We start from the raw sequence: 16197 nt of genomic DNA, 5'->3' as shown, positions 1-16197 counted from the left end.
ACAGAAATTTTACCGATGCTGTTGGTAGTAGTTTGGACTGAATTTTTCTTTAAAATCAATGATCAGCTGATCTGGAATTTGCATACTCTCCTCGTATCCTTGAGCCATTTTTTCGATTTGGCTTACTGAACTTGCCCCTATGATTAAAGCTCCTACGGAAGACTCCATCAATCCAAATTTGATCAAAAATGCCTCTGGAGAGAAACCAGATTCCTGAATAGCAATCTTCATAGCTTGCACTTCTTCTTTCGTCCTATCCAGATATTCTCCGGCTGCTTTATTGATCAACATACCTTTGGCAAGGCTTCCACGTACCAAAACTTTTGTTTGGGTAGTGGATATCAAAGGAAATGCTTCTTCCTCCGGTCTTCTGTCTAAAGGTGAATACTGCATCATCACAGTTGCAGGATTGGAATCTGAAAGAACTTTTCTGATCACATTTGGTCGGATTGAAGAAATTCCAAATGCCTTGATTTTTCCCTGCTTTTTCAAAATCTCGAAGGCTTCCAAGGTTTCATCCCAAGGATCCTCGATGGTTCCTCCATGCAATTGGTATAGGTCGATAAAATCTGTTTGGAGTCTTTTCAGACTTTTATCCACAGCTTCCAAAATGTAGGATTTTCTTGGGTTCCAGTCCCATCCACTCCCATCTGGCCTTAGTTGATTCCCAACTTTTGTGGCCAAAACCACAGAACTTCTCTTTCCTTGGATCGTTTTCCCGATCATTTCTTCATTCCATCCTCCTTGGTATAAATCTGCCGTATCCAAAAAATTAATTCCATGATCCAGACACGCATCTATTATTTTTTGACTGGTTTCAAAATCCTCCGGAAGCGACATGCCTCCCAAGCCAATCGGTGTTATTTGAATATTGGAATCGGAAATCGTACTGTTTTTCATAAAAAATTAACTTGTTTATAATCTTAATTTCTTGTTTTTCAATAAAGCTGATTTTTTTGGGCTTTTAAAATCCCCGAACTCCTTTATTCCTTTCAGAATTCCTATTTTTGGGGACTTAAACCTATTGAAATGAAGAAAATCGCAGTTTTTACTTCTGGTGGAGATAGTCCTGGCATGAACGCTTGCGTGAGAGCAGTGGTCAGAACAGCTATTTTCAAAGGTCTAGAAGTATACGGAATATATAGAGGATACGAAGGAATGATCGAGGGTGACATCAAGAGGATGCATTCACACTCAGTAAGTAATATTATTCAAAGAGGTGGGACGGTGCTGAAATCTGCAAGGTCAATGGAGTTTAAAACTCCTGAAGGCAGAAAAAAAGCATATGACAACCTAGTGGCACATGGAATCGAAGGGATTGTAGCAATCGGAGGTGACGGTACTTTTACAGGAGCCAAGATTTTTCAGGAAGAATTTGGAATCCCAACCGTTGGATGTCCGGGTACAATCGATAATGATATCTATGGCACGGATTATACAATTGGATTTGATACTGCTGTAAATACAGCTTTGGAAGCAATTGATAAAATCAGAGATACTGCTGCGGCTCATGACAGAATTTTCTTTATCGAAGTCATGGGAAGAGATGCCGGATTTATTGCCGTGGATTGCGGAATCGGTGGAGGAGCAGAATATGTGATGGTTCCGGAAACCAAAACTGATTTAAATATTGTGGTCAAAAGCCTCAAAAATCTCAGAAAAAGCAAAAGCTCGAGTATCGTAGTAGTTGCTGAAGGAGATGAAGAAGGAAATGCTGAAGCTATCTGTCAGAAAGTCAAAGAGAAGATCAATGACAAAGAAAAAGACTTCAAAGTGACAACTTTGGGACATATACAAAGAGGTGGAAGCCCTACTGCCAAAGATCGAGTGTTGGGTAGTTTGTGTGGAATGGCCGCAGTAGAGGGATTATTGGAAGGACGTATGAACTGCATGGCAGGCGTGATGAACCAAGAAATCGTCTACACACCTTTTGGAGATTGCATTGGCAAAGAAAAACCTCTCAATAAAGAACATCTTAAATTGATGGAAATTCTAAGTATTTAATATGGGGTTTATTCCAATATTCTTAACAATGGGAGGCGCCTGCCTCCTGTTTTTTCTTACAGTTCGAACTACCATGCAGCGCAAGCTGAATGCCCAACGAGAAATTGCATCTAAACTGGCATTGGCTCATCCCGAACTAAATATTATCCTTGGAGAAATGATTGAGCCTGAGCAGGTTTTCTCTGCTTGGACCAAAGCCCATCCAGATAAATCTCTCCCTAAAAAAAGTCAGGAATTGGTGAGGGAACTGAAGATAAACCGACTCCAATACAATCAATTGATCAAAAAAGCACCTTATAATTGGGTAGCTAAAATCTCAGGTTATTCTCCGATCTGATCGGAAATCCACTGAATGATTTTTGATTCTTCCTGAGGGTGAAACCAGGTGATTTCAGGATCTCTTCTGAACCAAGTCAATTGCCTTTTGGCGTAGCGACGGGAATTTCTTTTTAACAAGCGAATAGCTTCTTCTTTATCGTATTTCCCTTCCATAAAGCCAAAGATTTCCGAATAGCCGACTGTTTGTAGCGCGTTGAGATGTCGCTTTCCAAATAAGGCATCCGCTTCATCAAACAATCCTGCTTCAATCATCTGATCCATGCGGAAATCGATTCTGCTGTAAAGTTCTTCTCGGTCCCTTTCGAGGCCGATTTTTAGGGTTTTGAAAGGTCTTTCTTTTTTCGATTTGACACGAAAACTACTAAATGGCTTTCCAGTCCCACGAAATATTTCCAAAGCCCTCATCAGACGCTGTGGGTTATTTTGATCTACTTTTTCGAAATATTCCGGATCATTTCTTTTCACTTCTTCCTGCAAAAACTCCAATCCTTTGGTCTCATAATCTTGAATAACTCCCTCCCGAATCGAAGGATCTAAGGTTGGCATTTCATCTAGACCATCCACTACAGCATCTGCAAATAAACCTGATCCACCCGTCATAATCACCTGCTGATGCTCCTCAAAAAGGTCTTCTAAAAGTTCTATCGCTTCCTTTTCAAACATTTTGACATCATACGAGTCTTCAATAGAAAGTGAGTTGATAAAATGATGTGGAACTTGTTCCAATTCCTGTTTTGTGGGCTTTGCAGTGCCGAGATTCATTTCACGATAAAATTGCCTACTGTCACAGGAGATGATTTCTGTATTAAATTTTTTGGCTAGATTTATACATAAATCAGTTTTTCCAACCGCAGTTGGTCCTACTATCAGGATAAGGTAATTTTGTGCTGCCAAGATTTAATTTGATTAGGCGGGAGTCAAAAATCCAAACTTACAAGATGAAAAGCAAAAGAGTGTTGATCGTAGATGATAATGATCTCAATAGAAAACTTTTTGAGAATCTGGTCGCGCAGCTATGTACTTTCAAGAGTGTGAAAAATGGTCTTGAAGCTTTGGACATCTTAAAAACAGAGCAATTTGACTTAATCCTGATGGATATTCAAATGCCTCAAATGGATGGACTAACGGCTATGAAACAAATTCGAATGAATAAGATCAGTACTTGCCCTATCATGGCTATTACAGCATATGCCGATATGGAGGACAAGTATAGCTTTCTGGATCAGGGTTTTGACGAGTTCTTGACCAAGCCAATCCGTCCTAGAGAGTTTTTGGAAACAGTCAAAAAATTGCTTCAGAAATCGGATAAAAAAAATGAAGAGACTCAAAAGGAGGAAACTGGAGTACCTGAAGTTGTTTTGGATCATGGCATTGTAAAACAACTCATGAAATACAATTCCGGTGAAACCATAAGAAATGTCTATCTGGACTTTTTGAAGGAAAGCGAAAAACTCATGTCAGAAATTATTTCTATCAAATCCGAAGGAAATCTGAACTGTCTCATAGAAAAACTCCATATATTAAAAGGGAATAGTGGGACTTTGGGTGCAAACCAGGTATTTTTAATAGCAAAAGAATGTGAATTCTTGGCTAGAAATAACAAATGGGATGAAACCCAGCTTTTAATTCCCAACCTTAAAAATGAACTATCAAAACTTGATGATTATATACAAGAAGAAACTATTTTTGAATAATGGATAAACCTAAAAGAATTCTAGTCGGCGAAGACAGTTCCGTCATTATCAATTTGACCAAAAGCGTTTTGGCTTTTGAAAAATATGAGATGAAAGCAGCTAGAAATGGTCAGCAAGTTTTGGATTTGTTGGATAAAGAGGATTTTGATTTGATTTTGATGGACATCAGCATGCCGGTGATGGACGGAGCAGCCTGTACTCAAGCCATCCGTAAATTGGAAGATCCTGTAAAGTCCAAACTTCCAATCATCGCTATTTCAGGAAATGTCCATAATTACACCATGGATGAATTTAGAAAATTCGGATTCGATGATTTTATCCAAAAACCATTGGATTACGACAAGGTATTAGCCACTGTCAAGAAATATTTGAGTTGAAAAATGGCTGTCAAGTACACAAAGCATTTTCTGGATAAACTTGAAAACCTCTTTGCCGCATCCGAATACATGCTGCGCTATGAAAAAGGGAATTTCAAATCCGGGTATTGTGTACTAAGAGATACCAAAATCGTCATCATCAATAAATATTTTCCACTCGAAGGAAAGATCAATGCCTTGATCGATATACTAGCTGAATTGAATTTTAATCCCCAGGACTTTGCGGATAAAACCAATCACGATTTCCTTCGCGAACTCCGACAAACTACCCTTAAATTTTGAAAGTTACTTTTCTAGGAACCGGCACTTCACAGGGAGTACCAGTGATTGGCTGTGACTGTCAGGTTTGTACTTCATTGGATTTTCGGGATAAGCGCTTTCGTTCAAGTGTGCACTTCCAGATAGGTGAATTAAGCCTTGTAATAGACACTGGTCCGGATTTTCGCAGTCAGATGCTTCGCGCGGGAGTAAAGCGCTTAGACGCCGTCATATTTACCCACGAGCATAAGGATCATACGGCTGGACTGGATGATATTCGGCCTTTTAACTTTGCGCAGCAAAAAGACATGCCCATTTTTGGAAGATCACAGGTTTTAGAGCAAATAAAAAGAGAGTTTGCATATGTGTTTTCCAGCAAAAAATATCCTGGAGTTCCTCAGATCGCTCCCGTAGAAATTGACGAATCTCCATTTACAATCGAAGGAATTCAAATTACCCCAATTCCTGTTTTTCATTATAAACTTCCGGTTTTGGGATTTCGGATAGGTGACTTCACTTACATTACTGATTGCAATCACATTCCTGATGAATCCTTTGAACTGATCCGTGGCAGTAAGGTATTGGTGTTAAATGCACTTCAGAAGGAATCTCACATTTCGCATTTCACCTTGGACGAAGCCATCCAAAAAGCGAAAGAAATCGGTGCTGAACAGACCTATTTCACGCATATGTCTCATAAAATCGGACTGCATGCAGCAATTGAAGAGGAATTACCTGAAGGAATTGCTTTGGCCTACGATGGGCTTCAGGTAACTTTGCCCTGATGCATCTCAATTATCATTTTCTGAAATACCTCTGCCCTGCTTTAAATGAAAAATTTGCAGGGAAAACAATTCAATCCTGTTTCTCACAAAACAAAGACGAGTTGGTGATCGAAACCACTTCAGGAGAAGAAGAATGTTGGATAAGAGCCCATTTCAAAACTCCCCAAATTTATCTGAGCTTTCCAGATCAATTTAGAAGAGCGAAAAGAAACAGCATCAATTTATTTCAGGAATTAATAGGCGATAAAATCATCTCCTGCCAGGTATTGACTTTCGAAAGGGCTTTCATTTTCATTCTTGAATCGGGAGGGATTCTGCTTTTTAAACTCCATGGCAACAGAAGTAACGTTTTTTTTTACCAAGCTGGCGAAAAAGTCCCAAGTCGAGTTTTCAGAAATGCGATTTCAGAAGATAAAGATCTTGATTGGCATACACTCAATCGCGAAATAGACTTGAGTAAAGATCGGTTTTGGGAATTGGATGGGAATGCTTCTCAATTTCTCCCAACACTTGGGGCTATTCCAAGGGCTTGGTTGAAAGAAAGAAACTATCCCAGTTCATCCATTGAAACAAAATGGCGGCTGATGGAGGAAGTTTTGGATATTTTAGATTCTCCACTTTTTGCTTTGGTGGAAACTGATGCGGGAGTGATTCTTAGTCTTCTTCCTGAATCAAATCCTATCAAAGTCTTTTCGGATCCAATTACGGCAGTAAATGAACTATTCTATTTGGCTTTGGTCAAAGGGAATTTTGAGAAGGATAAAAATGATTTACTCAAAAAGCTTCAAGATCAATTAAAAAAAACGAAATCCTATCTGGCAAAAGCCACAGCGAAGCTGGATGAACTTAAAAATAGTGCTCCTCCCTCCCATTTGGCAGATGTGATCATGGCAAATCTCCATGAATTTTCAGGAGGTAAAATGGATGTTGAATTATTGGATTTTTATACCGGTCAACAAGTAAAAGTCACCCTAAAACCTCAACAAAAACCTCAGGATTTAGCAGCTCAACTGTATCGGAAAAGCAAGAATCGTAAGCTGGAATGGGAACAAATCGAGAAAACCATTGAAGCTAAAAAACAACAAGAAACGGAGCTGCAAAGACAAATAGAAAAACTGGAATCGGTCGATGATTTCAGAGGACTTAAGTCATTCAAAAAAGAAGATGTCCCAGAAAAATCGCTTCTAAAAGAGTCCAGTTCCCTGCCTTTCAAAATATTTGAAGTTGAAGGTTTTACGATCTGGGTTGGGAAATCAGCTAAAGACAATGATGAAATGCTCAGAGGTTTTGCACACAAAGATGATATTTGGCTGCACGCGAGACTTGTTCCAGGATCTCATACTATCATCAAAATGAAAGGGCAAAAATCACTTCCAACTCATGTTTTGGAACGAGCGGCATCTCTAGCGGCCTTTTATTCCAAATACAAAAGTGAATCTCTTGCGCCAGTAATCTACACAGAAGCAAAATTTGTAAGAAAAGTAAAAGGTTCACCTGCAGGTTCAGTTAAAGTAGATCGGGAAAATGTATTGATGGTCAAACCGATCGGACCCGATGACAGTATCGCCATGGCTAAATCATAAAAAGAATTTGATTTCCTTATTGGTTGATCCAATTTTTGAATTCAGATACCCTTTCTCTCGCTACAATTGGTTCATAATCACTTTTGGTATTAAGGGAGAGAATAAGGCGACCATTCACATAAGGTTTGATAGTAGAAACATCATCTAGATTGATGATCATGGATCGATTAACTCTATAAAATCTAGTGGGATCCAGCAGCTTATCCTGAAGTTCATTGAGAGAATTTTCAACAATATATTTCTGGGAAGAATTGCTCTCTACCATATAAGTCACTCCATTTTCAGAGTAAAAAAATGATACCTTTTCAGTCGGAACAAAAGTAAACCTGTTCCCAATTTTCACCAGAAATCTCTTCTTATAACTCTCATTAGAGTAGCTTTCCATAATTCTCTCAATTAATTGATTTTCAATTTTTTGAGAAGTTTTAGAACTTAAATATTTGCTTACTTTTTGGAAGGCTCTTACCGCCTTTTTTTCCTGAATCGGTTTGATCAAATAATCCAAACAATTGTAATCAAATGCCTGAATTGCAAATTGATCCGAATCAGACATAAACACCAAAGGAATCTCATCTTGCGATTTCAATTCATCCAAAGATTTCCAATTATTCAGCAAATCCATGTCTCCGATGATAAAATCAAAAACCTCCAAATCCTTTAATCTTGATTTGGAAGCCGATTCAGTTTGAATTTCATCCAAGATTCTCCAACCAGGGAAAGATCTTTCTAACAGAGAAATAATTCTGCTTTTTGCTTCCTGATCATTGGTTATTAAAAGTAGGTTCATGGGCTCTAAAAAACAGAGGTAAGATTTAAAACAACTTAGATTCTGTGAAACAATACTGTAACACGCTTCCTTTTAGATTGTTTTAAATCTTGAATTTTTGAGATTAGCACAAAAAAAATAGGACGATAAAATCGCCCTATTTTTGAGTTATTGTGGTAGTTAAATTATAGTGTCTGAAGGAGTACACCGTCGATGACATGTACTACTCCATTTTGAATGGCTACATCGGCTGCGACTACATTGAAAGTATTTCCTGCTTTATCTGTTACAGTCACATTAGATCCGTTTCTAGTTACTGTTAGCATCTCACCTGAAAGAGTTGGTACCATTTGAGAACCTGATGCCAAATCAAAAGAAAATGCTGTAGCTGGAACTACGTGGAATTGTAGTACTTTAGTAACTGCCTCAGCTCCTAAAGTTGAAATCAATTCTTCCAAAGAGTTTAAACTCAAAGCATCAAGTAGATCCAAAAATGCCTGATTAGTAGGAGCAAAAACTGTAATTGCTTCAGCATCTAACAAAGCTCCACCAAGATTGGCTGCAGTGACTGCGTCAAGGAGAACTGTCAAGTTTGCAGCTGTAGCAGCTTCAACTAAGTTAGGAAGAGAAAATTCCGGTAATAGCACTCCGTCGATTACGTGAACAACACCGTTTTCTATCGCAACATCAGCTGTAACAACATTAGCAGTATTTCCCAAAGCATCGGTTAAAGTTACTCCTGAGGATCCAGCGGTTACTGTCAACTCCTGCCCTGCAAGGGTGGTAAATGTGTTTGTAGCTGCCAAATCTGTTGAGAATGCAACTGCAGGTACTACGTGGAATCCAAGGATTGTTTGAAGGTTTTCAATTCCTCCAATCTTAGCTACTAGTTGATTTAAATCATCAGCATCATATGCATCAAGGGCAGCCATGAAAGCATCATTTGTTGGAGCAAAAACAGTAATTGCATCAGCATTCAACAATGCATTTCCCAAACCGGCAGCTGTTACTGCATCAATCAGAACAGAAAGATTGGCAGCTGTTGCAGCTTCTACAATATTTGGAAGCATCAAATCAGGCAACATTACTCCGTTCAAGACATGAACAACTCCATTTGAAATCGCAATATCTGCAGCTACTACTTGAGCAACTCGTCCCAAAGGATCTGTTACTGAAACTGTGGAACCACTTTTCTCAACTGTGATATTTTGTCCTGATAATGTTGTAAATGAATTTGTTGCGGCTAAGTCGGTAGAGAATGCTACAGCTGGAACAACGTGGAATCCAAGAACTTTTTCAAGATTTACGGCACCTCCGATTTTAATCACCAATTCATTTAGATCGGCTGCTCCAAAAACATCTAATGCTGCTGCAAAAGCTTCATTTGTAGGTGCAAAAACAGTAATTGCATCAGCAGAAAGTAGTTGCTCTGCTAATCCATCTACAGCAGTAACTGCTGAAATCAAAGTTGTCAAACCAGCACTAGTTGCTGCTTCTACCAAAGTTGGCTTTGGTAGTTCGATACTTGGAATCAACACACGGTCAATTACATGCACAACTCCATTTTCAATTTGAACATCAGCTTGAACTACTCTAGCAGTGTTACCTGCAGCATCCACAACAGTTACTGAACCTGGAGTAGAATTTACTCTTAATTGTTGGCCTGAAACAGTCGTGAAAATATTCACCTCATTCAAGTTTCTAGAAAAAGCTACTGCTGGTACAACATGGAATCCTAAAACAGTTTCCAAATTTGCTGCACCACCAAGTTTTGCTACTAGATCATTTAGATCTGACGCACCAAATTCAGCCAATGCATTTGCGAAAGCATCATTGGTCGGCGCAAAAACAGTAATTTCAGGTTGGGATTGAAGGGTATTTGTAAGACCAGGAATAGCATTCACAGCAGTTACTAAAGTGGTTAAACCGGCTTCTTGAGCTGCTTCAGTTAAGGTTGGGTAAGGGATCGGACCCTGGTAGTCGTCACTGCAAGAAAGGATCATGAAAAACAATGATCCCAGTAGAAAATATTTTAAATAGTTGTACATAGTTATTTAGGTTAGTTACCTCCTTAACTATGACATCTCAAATTAGATTTTTAAAAAGAGTTGAACTGTCTTTTTCTAGTTTTGAACTGTCTTAATTCAAATTTGAATTGTAAAAATCTATTTCCCTTTTAATCTGAACAAAAAAAATACCCTCCAAACGGAGGGTATTTCATTTATGATTTTTGCAGTTTCATTTAGTTAACCACATGAATTTTCAACATGTTGGTACGACCTTCTTCTTTCAAAGGCATACTAGCAGTATTGATGATAATATCGTCTGTATTCACGTGATCATCATTTTTAAGCATATTTTCGATATCCTCAAAAGTAGCATCAGTAGAGACTAATTTATCATAGTAATATGCTCTTACACCCCAAACCAAAGACATTTGGGTGATCAAAGATTTTTTGCTGGTAAAGACAAAAATATTCGCCAAAGGTCTGTGGGAAGCAATTCTGAATCCTGTAAATCCTGAAGATGTAATACCTACAATTGCCTTAGCTTTAACGTTTCTAGAAAGTCTAGATGCCATCAAAATCAAGTTATTGCTCAAGAAAGTCTCATCGTCTTCTGGAATCTTATAAAGATTGTGATAGATCTCAGCATTGGCTTCTAGGTACCCAATAATGCTGCTCATCGCTTTCACCGCATTGACAGGATATTTTCCGGAAGCAGTTTCAGCAGATAGCATCACAGCATCCGCACCATCCAAAACTGCATTAGCCACATCATTGGTTTCTGCTCTTGTTGGTCTTGGATTCACAATCATACTTTCCATCATCTGAGTAGCAATAATCACTGGCTTACAAGCTAGTTTACACTTCTCAACGATTTTCTTTTGCCAAAGCGGAACGATTTCCATTGGAACTTCCACTCCCAAATCGCCACGAGCAACCATGATACCATCGGTAGCTTCGATGATGGAATCGATATTTTCTAGAGCCTCAGGCTTTTCGATTTTTGCGACAATTTTACAAACCTTACCTTCAGCTTCGATTCTTTCTCTAAGATCAACGATATCTTCAGCAGATCTTACAAAAGATAGTGCGATCCAATCTACTTCTTGAGATAATCCAAAGGCTAAATCTTCAATATCTTTTTCTGTAAGAGATGGAGCAGAAACTTTGGTATTTGGAAGGTTGATTCCTTTTCTGGATTTCAAAATACCACCATGAATAACGGTGCAATTGACATTTTTTCCATCGGTATCGTTTACTACCACTTCCAGATTTCCATCATCAATTAGAATTCTGTCTCCAGTCACCACATCTTGAGGAAGGTTCTGATAAACAGTACTTACCAAACTACTGGTACCTACAACAGGATCGTTTGTGATAGTGATTTTCTCACCGGATTTAATTTCAACACCATTGTTTTCGACTTCGCCGACACGGATTTTTGGTCCTTGCAAATCCTGAAGGATTCCCAAGTTTAATTTTTGCTCTTTATTGACTCTACGGATGATTTCAATTACTTCTTTGTGAATATCATGACTACCATGAGAAAAATTAAGACGAAAAACATTCGCTCCGGCTGCTGCCAGACTAGAGATGGTTTCGTAGTTATTTGAAGCAGGGCCGATTGTTGCAAGAATTTTAGTCTTGTTGAATTGAGTATAGCTCATTGGAACATTAATAAGTTAATAGGTTCTCTTTTGATTTAATTTTTGAAATATCCAGTTTGACAATGTTTTGTACAAATGAATTTTTTGCTAGTTGGTTTACAAATGTATGAATACTCGTTTGAAACGTATGGTCTTGTACCAATAAGAAATAATCCATAAATTTTAATTCTGGTATCAGATAGGTGACTTGATTACCGGAATTAAGTGCTTTGTTTTTCAAAAGTTGAATATAACCATGTGGTAAAGAAAGGAAATATTGTGATATTTTCAGACTAGGTGAGGTAAGAAACTCTAATTCAAGATCCTCTTTTCTGACCAAGTTTATATCTAAGTCACGATTGATCAACCAGGCCATCTTATAGTCCTTTACAGGGGACTGGAGGCCTAGAAGTTCAAAATCATACGTATGTTCTACAAGTAATTTTGTCTTCTTCATTGAGGAAGAAAATAGATGAGGTCAAAGTTAGAAATTTAAATCCAACGAAGCAGAACTGACTTTTATATTAAAATTAACTTGAATCTTTTCTTTGCCAATTAGGCATTAAATATATTTCTTTGCGAAGTGTTAATAACTAAACTGATCACAAAATGTCTGAAATTGCACAAAAAGTAAAAGCCATTATCGTAGACAAACTTGGCGTAGAAGAGTCTGAAGTTACTTTAGAAGCTAGCTTCACCAATGACCTTGGAGCTGACTCTCTGGACACTGTAGAATTGATCATGGAGTTTGAAAAAGAATTCAATATCTCCATCCCAGATGATCAGGCTGAGCAAATTGGCACGGTAGGACAAGCTGTTTCCTACCTCGAGGCTAACGTAAAATAATAACCCATAAATTCATTGTATGAATTTAAAAAGAGTTGTTGTAACAGGTATAGGTGCCCTCACCCCAATAGGCAATACGGCAGAAGAATTCTGGTCCGGATTGATTAATGGGGTGAGCGGTGCTGCGCCGATCACCAGATTCGATGCCTCTCTTTTCAAAACTCAATTTGCCTGCGAAATCAAAAATCTTGATGTAGAGCAGTTTATTGATAGAAAAGAAGCTCGGAAGATGGATCCGTTTACCCAGTATGCAATGATCTCTGTAGAAGAGGCCATGAATGACGCTGGATTCGATTTGGAAAAAATCGACAAATCCAGAGCTGGAGTAATTTGGGGGTCCGGTATCGGAGGATTAAAGACATTTCAGGATGAAGTGAAGGATTTTGCCAATGGTGATGGCACTCCACGTTTCAACCCTTTCTTTATTCCAAAGATGATTGCTGACATTAGTGCAGGATTCTTGTCTATTAAATATGGTTTCAGAGGTCCAAACTTTGTCACTGTTTCGGCATGTGCTTCTGCTACCAACGCATTGATCGATGCATTCAATTACATCCGTCTAGGCAAAGCTGATATTTTCATCAGCGGTGGTTCTGAGGCGGCAGTTACTGAAGCTGGAATTGGCGGATTTAATGCCATGAAAGCACTTTCTCAAAGAAATGAGTCTCCTGAAACGGCCTCAAGACCGTTCGATAAGGATAGAGATGGATTTGTACTTGGCGAAGGAGCCGGTGCTTTAATCCTTGAAGAATACGAGCATGCCAAAGCAAGGGGTGCTAAAATTTATGCTGAATTAGTTGGCGGTGGAATGACTGCAGATGCTTATCATATCACTGCGCCACATCCAGAGGGCTTAGGAGCCAGCAATGTAATGGAAATTGCATTGGCTGATGCAAACCTAAAACCAGAGGAAATTGATTACATCAACGTTCATGGTACTTCCACTCCTCTAGGTGATGTGGGAGAGACAAAAGCGATTCAAAAAGTTTTTGGCGACCATGCTTACAAGTTGAATATCAGTAGTACCAAATCAATGACTGGTCACCTATTGGGTGCAGCAGGAGCCATTGAAGCGATTGCATCCATTTTTGCAATCAGAAATGGAATAGTTCCTCCGACGATCAATCATTTCACAGATGATGAAAGCTTTGATCCAAGGTTGAATTTAACATTCAATAAAGCCCAAAAGAGAGAAATAAATTACGCTTTAAGCAACACCTTTGGATTTGGTGGACATAACTGTTCCGTCATCTTCAAAAAATATAATTGAACCGGAACTTGAAAATTCTTCAGAGACTCGGAATCAACACTCTCTTCTTTAGCAAAAAAGATAAAAGGCTTGCTGCCTCCATCAAAATGATGATGGGCAGCAGGCCTTTTAACATTACACTCTACAAACTTGCCCTCACCCCTTCCGGATTGGGAGAAGAAACCATGAAAGGTTTCAAAATCTCCAATGAAAGACTGGAGTTTTTGGGTGATGCGATTCTTGGGGCAGTTGTAGCAGAGTATCTTTTCCAAAAATATCCTTTCCGTGACGAAGGCTTTCTTACCGAAACAAGATCCAAGCTAGTCAACCGAGAATCCCTGAATGCCACAGGCATCAAAATAGGATTAAAAAAAATCCTGAATATTGAAATTGGCGATAGGAACTTCATCGGAAACAAATCCCTTTATGGAGATATTTTAGAGGCATTTTTGGGTGCTGTTTACCTTGACAAAGGCTACCATTTCACTAAAAAATTCATCTTAAAAAGGATATTACTTCATTTTGATTTAGATGGGATGATCGCAACAGTGACCAATTACAAGAGTAAAATCATCGAATGGTCGCAAAAAGAAAATAAATCGGTTGATTACAAAGTTCTTCATGTGCATGGAAACCAAAGATTCAAGGAGTTTATCGTCGCTTTGGAAATTGATGGACAAGAGGCTGCTCAGGGAAAAGGCAGTACTAAAAAGAAAGCCGAGCAGGAAGCTTCCAAAAATGCCTGCGATCAACTGAATATAACCAACTAGTGGTGTACTTTTACGTTCATTTCAATCCATGAAGTCTCCCATAAAAATTGCAGCTGCCACCGTCAATCAAACTCCATTGGATTGGAGCGGAAACCTTGACAGGATTATCCGGGCAATCAGGGAGGCAAAATCCGAAAAAGCAGAAATTCTCTGTCTTCCAGAGCTAGCAATCACAGGTTATGGAAGCGAAGATTTATTTTTAAGCTATTGGTTTCCTCAAAAAGCTTTACAGCAACTTTCAAAATTAATCCCGGAATGCGAAGGCATTACCGTTGCTGTGGGCTTGCCGGTTAGAATTCAAGAGAAAGTTTACAATACAGTTGCCGTCATAGAAAATGCAAAGCTGAAAGGTTTTGTGGCCAAGCAATACATGGCAATTGACGGAGTTCATTACGAATTCCGCTGGTTTACACCATGGAAAGCGAAAGAGGTGGTCCAAATAGAATTTGAAGGGGCGAATTATCCTTTGGGTGATTTGACTTTTTATCACAAAGACATTCATTATGGATTTGAAATCTGTGAGGACGCATGGAGAGGATCAATCCGACCAGGCTATAGACTTTGTGAAAGAAAAGTTGATTTGATCTTCAACCCCAGCGCAAGTCATTTTGCAATGGGCAAAACCAAAGAGCGATTAGAATTAATCGCCAATAGCTCCAAGATTTTCGATTGTTATTATTGCTACGCAAACTTATTGGGCAATGAGGCTGGTAGAATGATTTTTGACGGAGAAATCATGCTCGGAAAGTCCGGCGAAATCCTTTCAAGGAATGACCTACTTTCGTTTCAGGGTTTTCAGGTAAAGAGCTTTTACCTAGAAGATAGAATTCAAGATGTAGCCCCAATTCAACCGAAAGAGGAGGAATTTGTCCAGGCTTCAGCCTTGGGATTGTTTGATTATTTGAGAAAAAGTAAGAGCAGAGGATTTGTCTTATCCCTTAGCGGTGGTGCCGATTCTTCTACCATAGCCATTCTGGTTTCAGAAATGGTCAAAAGAGGAATCCAAGACTTGGGTTTGCTTTTATTTTGCAAAAAAATAAACATCTCACTTCCTCCATCTGAAATTGAGGATGTAGAAAAATATTTGGTTGGTGAATTACTTACCACCGCTTATCAAGGAACAAAAAACTCATCCGATGACACCTTTCAAAGCGCCAAAACATTGGCTGAAAGTATCGGAGCAAAGTTTTATCATTGGGAAATCGATGACGAAGTGAGTTCCTATACCCAAAAAATTGAGCATGCAATAGGCAGAAAACTTACTTGGGAACAGGACGATATTACATTGCAAAATATCCAAGCAAGAACCCGTTCACCGATAATTTGGATGCTTGCGAATATAAATAATGCGCTTTTGCTCTCTACATCCAATAGAAGTGAAGGTGACGTAGGTTATGCAACGATGGATGGGGATACAAGTGGCAGCATCTCTCCTATTGCAGCTGTCGACAAGTATTTCATTCTACAATGGCTATCTTGGGCGGAGAAAAAATTAAACCAACCGGGTTTAAAGCTCGTCAACTCCCTTCAGCCAAGTGCTGAGTTAAGGCCTTTGGAAAGAACCCAAACGGATGAAAAGGACTTGATGCCCTATGCTGTCATTGTTGAAATCGAAAAACTGGCCATTAGAGACAAAAGATCTCCTATGGATACATTTTTGATTTTGAAGGATGAATTAGAAATTGAGCCAGCCTTGCTGAAAGAATACATCAAAAAATTCTTTCGTCTTTGGTCCAGAAATCAATGGAAGCGTGAGCGTCTTGCTCCTTCCTTTCACTTGGATGAATTCAATGTGGATCCAAAAACTTGGTATCGCTTCCCAATTTTATCAGGAGGCTATGCCGAAGAATTAGAACAATTAGATCAACTATAAT

At 38.8% G+C, this 16197-nt stretch carries 17 protein-coding genes; 11 read left to right on the top strand and 6 right to left on the bottom strand.

The annotated features are described in order from the left end of the window. Positions 1 to 9: 9 nt before the first annotated feature. On the bottom strand, positions 10 to 900 hold the full coding sequence (locus tag J0A69_RS10200; protein ID WP_206586452.1) for an aldo/keto reductase: 891 nt from the start codon (positions 898 to 900) through the stop codon (positions 10 to 12). A gap of 129 nt (positions 901 to 1029) precedes the next feature. Here J0A69_RS10200 and pfkA point away from each other — a divergent pair, with 129 nt between their 5' ends. Further along, positions 1030 to 2004: a 6-phosphofructokinase gene (gene pfkA, locus J0A69_RS10195; protein WP_206586451.1), complete on the top strand. Its 975-nt coding sequence runs from the start codon at positions 1030 to 1032 to the stop codon at positions 2002 to 2004. 73 nt (positions 2005 to 2077) lie between these two features. Further along, positions 2078 to 2341 (top strand): hypothetical protein, encoded by a 264-nt coding sequence (locus J0A69_RS10190; protein ID WP_206586450.1) that lies wholly within the window; start codon positions 2078 to 2080, stop codon positions 2339 to 2341. Here the strand turns inward: J0A69_RS10190 and miaA are convergent. Beyond that, entirely contained in the window at positions 2326 to 3237 is a 912-nt protein-coding gene (gene miaA / locus J0A69_RS10185; protein WP_206586449.1) for a tRNA (adenosine(37)-N6)-dimethylallyltransferase MiaA, read from the bottom strand. The two genes, J0A69_RS10190 and miaA, sit on opposite strands and share 16 nt — an antisense overlap. Before the next feature lie 44 nt (positions 3238 to 3281). Here miaA and J0A69_RS10180 point away from each other — a divergent pair, with 44 nt between their 5' ends. The 5 genes from J0A69_RS10180 to J0A69_RS10160 are packed head-to-tail and all read left to right on the top strand — an operon-like array spanning position 3282 to position 7040. Then, positions 3282 to 4037, top strand: coding sequence for a response regulator (locus tag J0A69_RS10180; RefSeq protein WP_206586448.1), 756 nt, complete (start codon positions 3282 to 3284; stop codon positions 4035 to 4037). Beyond that, positions 4037 to 4414, top strand: a complete 378-nt coding sequence (locus J0A69_RS10175; protein ID WP_206586447.1) for a response regulator — start codon at positions 4037 to 4039, stop codon at positions 4412 to 4414. The genes J0A69_RS10180 and J0A69_RS10175 overlap by 1 nt, the downstream gene beginning before the upstream one ends. A gap of 3 nt (positions 4415 to 4417) precedes the next feature. Beyond that, complete coding sequence (locus J0A69_RS10170; RefSeq protein WP_206586446.1) at positions 4418 to 4696, top strand: hypothetical protein; 279 nt, start codon at positions 4418 to 4420, stop codon at positions 4694 to 4696. Beyond that, positions 4693 to 5457 (top strand): MBL fold metallo-hydrolase, encoded by a 765-nt coding sequence (locus J0A69_RS10165; RefSeq protein ID WP_206586445.1) that lies wholly within the window; start codon positions 4693 to 4695, stop codon positions 5455 to 5457. Before J0A69_RS10170 ends, J0A69_RS10165 begins: the two co-directional genes overlap by 4 nt. Continuing rightward, positions 5457 to 7040, top strand: a complete 1584-nt coding sequence (locus J0A69_RS10160; RefSeq protein ID WP_206586444.1) for an NFACT RNA binding domain-containing protein — start codon at positions 5457 to 5459, stop codon at positions 7038 to 7040. The genes J0A69_RS10165 and J0A69_RS10160 overlap by 1 nt, the downstream gene beginning before the upstream one ends. A gap of 16 nt (positions 7041 to 7056) precedes the next feature. Here J0A69_RS10160 and J0A69_RS10155 read toward each other — a convergent pair whose 3' ends face one another. The 4 genes from J0A69_RS10155 to J0A69_RS10140 form a co-directional block, all read right to left on the bottom strand. Then, positions 7057 to 7827, bottom strand: a complete 771-nt coding sequence (locus J0A69_RS10155; RefSeq protein ID WP_206586443.1) for a LytR/AlgR family response regulator transcription factor — start codon at positions 7825 to 7827, stop codon at positions 7057 to 7059. 164 nt (positions 7828 to 7991) lie between these two features. Then, positions 7992 to 9854 carry a fasciclin domain-containing protein gene (locus tag J0A69_RS10150; protein ID WP_206586442.1) on the bottom strand — a complete coding sequence of 621 codons (1863 nt, stop codon included), beginning with the start codon at positions 9852 to 9854 and terminating at the stop codon, positions 7992 to 7994. A 194-nt stretch (positions 9855 to 10048) separates the two neighbouring features. After that, positions 10049 to 11479, bottom strand: coding sequence for a pyruvate kinase (pyk, locus tag J0A69_RS10145; protein WP_206586441.1), 1431 nt, complete (start codon positions 11477 to 11479; stop codon positions 10049 to 10051). Between the two features lie 7 nt (positions 11480 to 11486). Further along, the gene (locus tag J0A69_RS10140) at positions 11487 to 11915 is read right to left on the bottom strand and encodes an IPExxxVDY family protein (RefSeq protein WP_206586440.1); all 429 of its coding nucleotides are present in this window, start codon (positions 11913 to 11915) and stop codon (positions 11487 to 11489) included. 152 nt (positions 11916 to 12067) lie between these two features. Here J0A69_RS10140 and J0A69_RS10135 point away from each other — a divergent pair, with 152 nt between their 5' ends. Genes J0A69_RS10135 through nadE form a run of 4 tightly spaced genes read left to right on the top strand, consistent with a single transcriptional unit; the run spans position 12068 to position 16196 of the window. Further along, a complete protein-coding gene (locus J0A69_RS10135) occupies positions 12068 to 12304 on the top strand; it encodes an acyl carrier protein (RefSeq protein ID WP_092791287.1) in 237 nt (78 codons plus the stop codon). A gap of 19 nt (positions 12305 to 12323) precedes the next feature. Continuing rightward, positions 12324 to 13574 carry a beta-ketoacyl-ACP synthase II gene (fabF, locus tag J0A69_RS10130; protein ID WP_206586439.1) on the top strand — a complete coding sequence of 417 codons (1251 nt, stop codon included), beginning with the start codon at positions 12324 to 12326 and terminating at the stop codon, positions 13572 to 13574. 8 nt (positions 13575 to 13582) lie between these two features. Next, complete coding sequence (gene rnc, locus J0A69_RS10125) at positions 13583 to 14323, top strand: ribonuclease III (RefSeq protein ID WP_236032789.1); 741 nt, start codon at positions 13583 to 13585, stop codon at positions 14321 to 14323. A gap of 28 nt (positions 14324 to 14351) precedes the next feature. After that, entirely contained in the window at positions 14352 to 16196 is a 1845-nt protein-coding gene (gene nadE / locus J0A69_RS10120; protein WP_206586437.1) for an NAD(+) synthase, read from the top strand. Position 16197: the final 1 nt, after the last annotated feature.

The sequence above is a fragment of the Algoriphagus pacificus genome (assembly GCF_017254845.1).
Classification (GTDB): domain Bacteria; phylum Bacteroidota; class Bacteroidia; order Cytophagales; family Cyclobacteriaceae; genus Algoriphagus; species Algoriphagus pacificus.
This window is presented reverse-complemented; position numbering and strand designations above follow the sequence as displayed.

Coding starts and splice junctions, on each gene's coding strand:
- nadE (WP_206586437.1), top strand. CDS start 14,352: ATGAAGTCTCCCATAAAAATTGCAGCTGCCACCGTCAATCAAACTCCA.
- J0A69_RS10200 (WP_206586452.1), bottom strand. CDS start 900: ATGAAAAACAGTACGATTTCCGATTCCAATATTCAAATAACACCGATT.
- J0A69_RS10150 (WP_206586442.1), bottom strand. CDS start 9,854: ATGTACAACTATTTAAAATATTTTCTACTGGGATCATTGTTTTTCATG.
- pyk (WP_206586441.1), bottom strand. CDS start 11,479: ATGAGCTATACTCAATTCAACAAGACTAAAATTCTTGCAACAATCGGC.
- J0A69_RS10135 (WP_092791287.1), top strand. CDS start 12,068: ATGTCTGAAATTGCACAAAAAGTAAAAGCCATTATCGTAGACAAACTT.
- J0A69_RS10160 (WP_206586444.1), top strand. CDS start 5,457: ATGCATCTCAATTATCATTTTCTGAAATACCTCTGCCCTGCTTTAAAT.
- pfkA (WP_206586451.1), top strand. CDS start 1,030: ATGAAGAAAATCGCAGTTTTTACTTCTGGTGGAGATAGTCCTGGCATG.
- J0A69_RS10190 (WP_206586450.1), top strand. CDS start 2,078: ATGCAGCGCAAGCTGAATGCCCAACGAGAAATTGCATCTAAACTGGCA.
- J0A69_RS10155 (WP_206586443.1), bottom strand. CDS start 7,827: ATGAACCTACTTTTAATAACCAATGATCAGGAAGCAAAAAGCAGAATT.
- J0A69_RS10140 (WP_206586440.1), bottom strand. CDS start 11,915: ATGAAGAAGACAAAATTACTTGTAGAACATACGTATGATTTTGAACTT.
- J0A69_RS10180 (WP_206586448.1), top strand. CDS start 3,282: ATGAAAAGCAAAAGAGTGTTGATCGTAGATGATAATGATCTCAATAGA.
- fabF (WP_206586439.1), top strand. CDS start 12,324: ATGAATTTAAAAAGAGTTGTTGTAACAGGTATAGGTGCCCTCACCCCA.
- J0A69_RS10175 (WP_206586447.1), top strand. CDS start 4,037: ATGGATAAACCTAAAAGAATTCTAGTCGGCGAAGACAGTTCCGTCATT.
- J0A69_RS10170 (WP_206586446.1), top strand. CDS start 4,418: ATGGCTGTCAAGTACACAAAGCATTTTCTGGATAAACTTGAAAACCTC.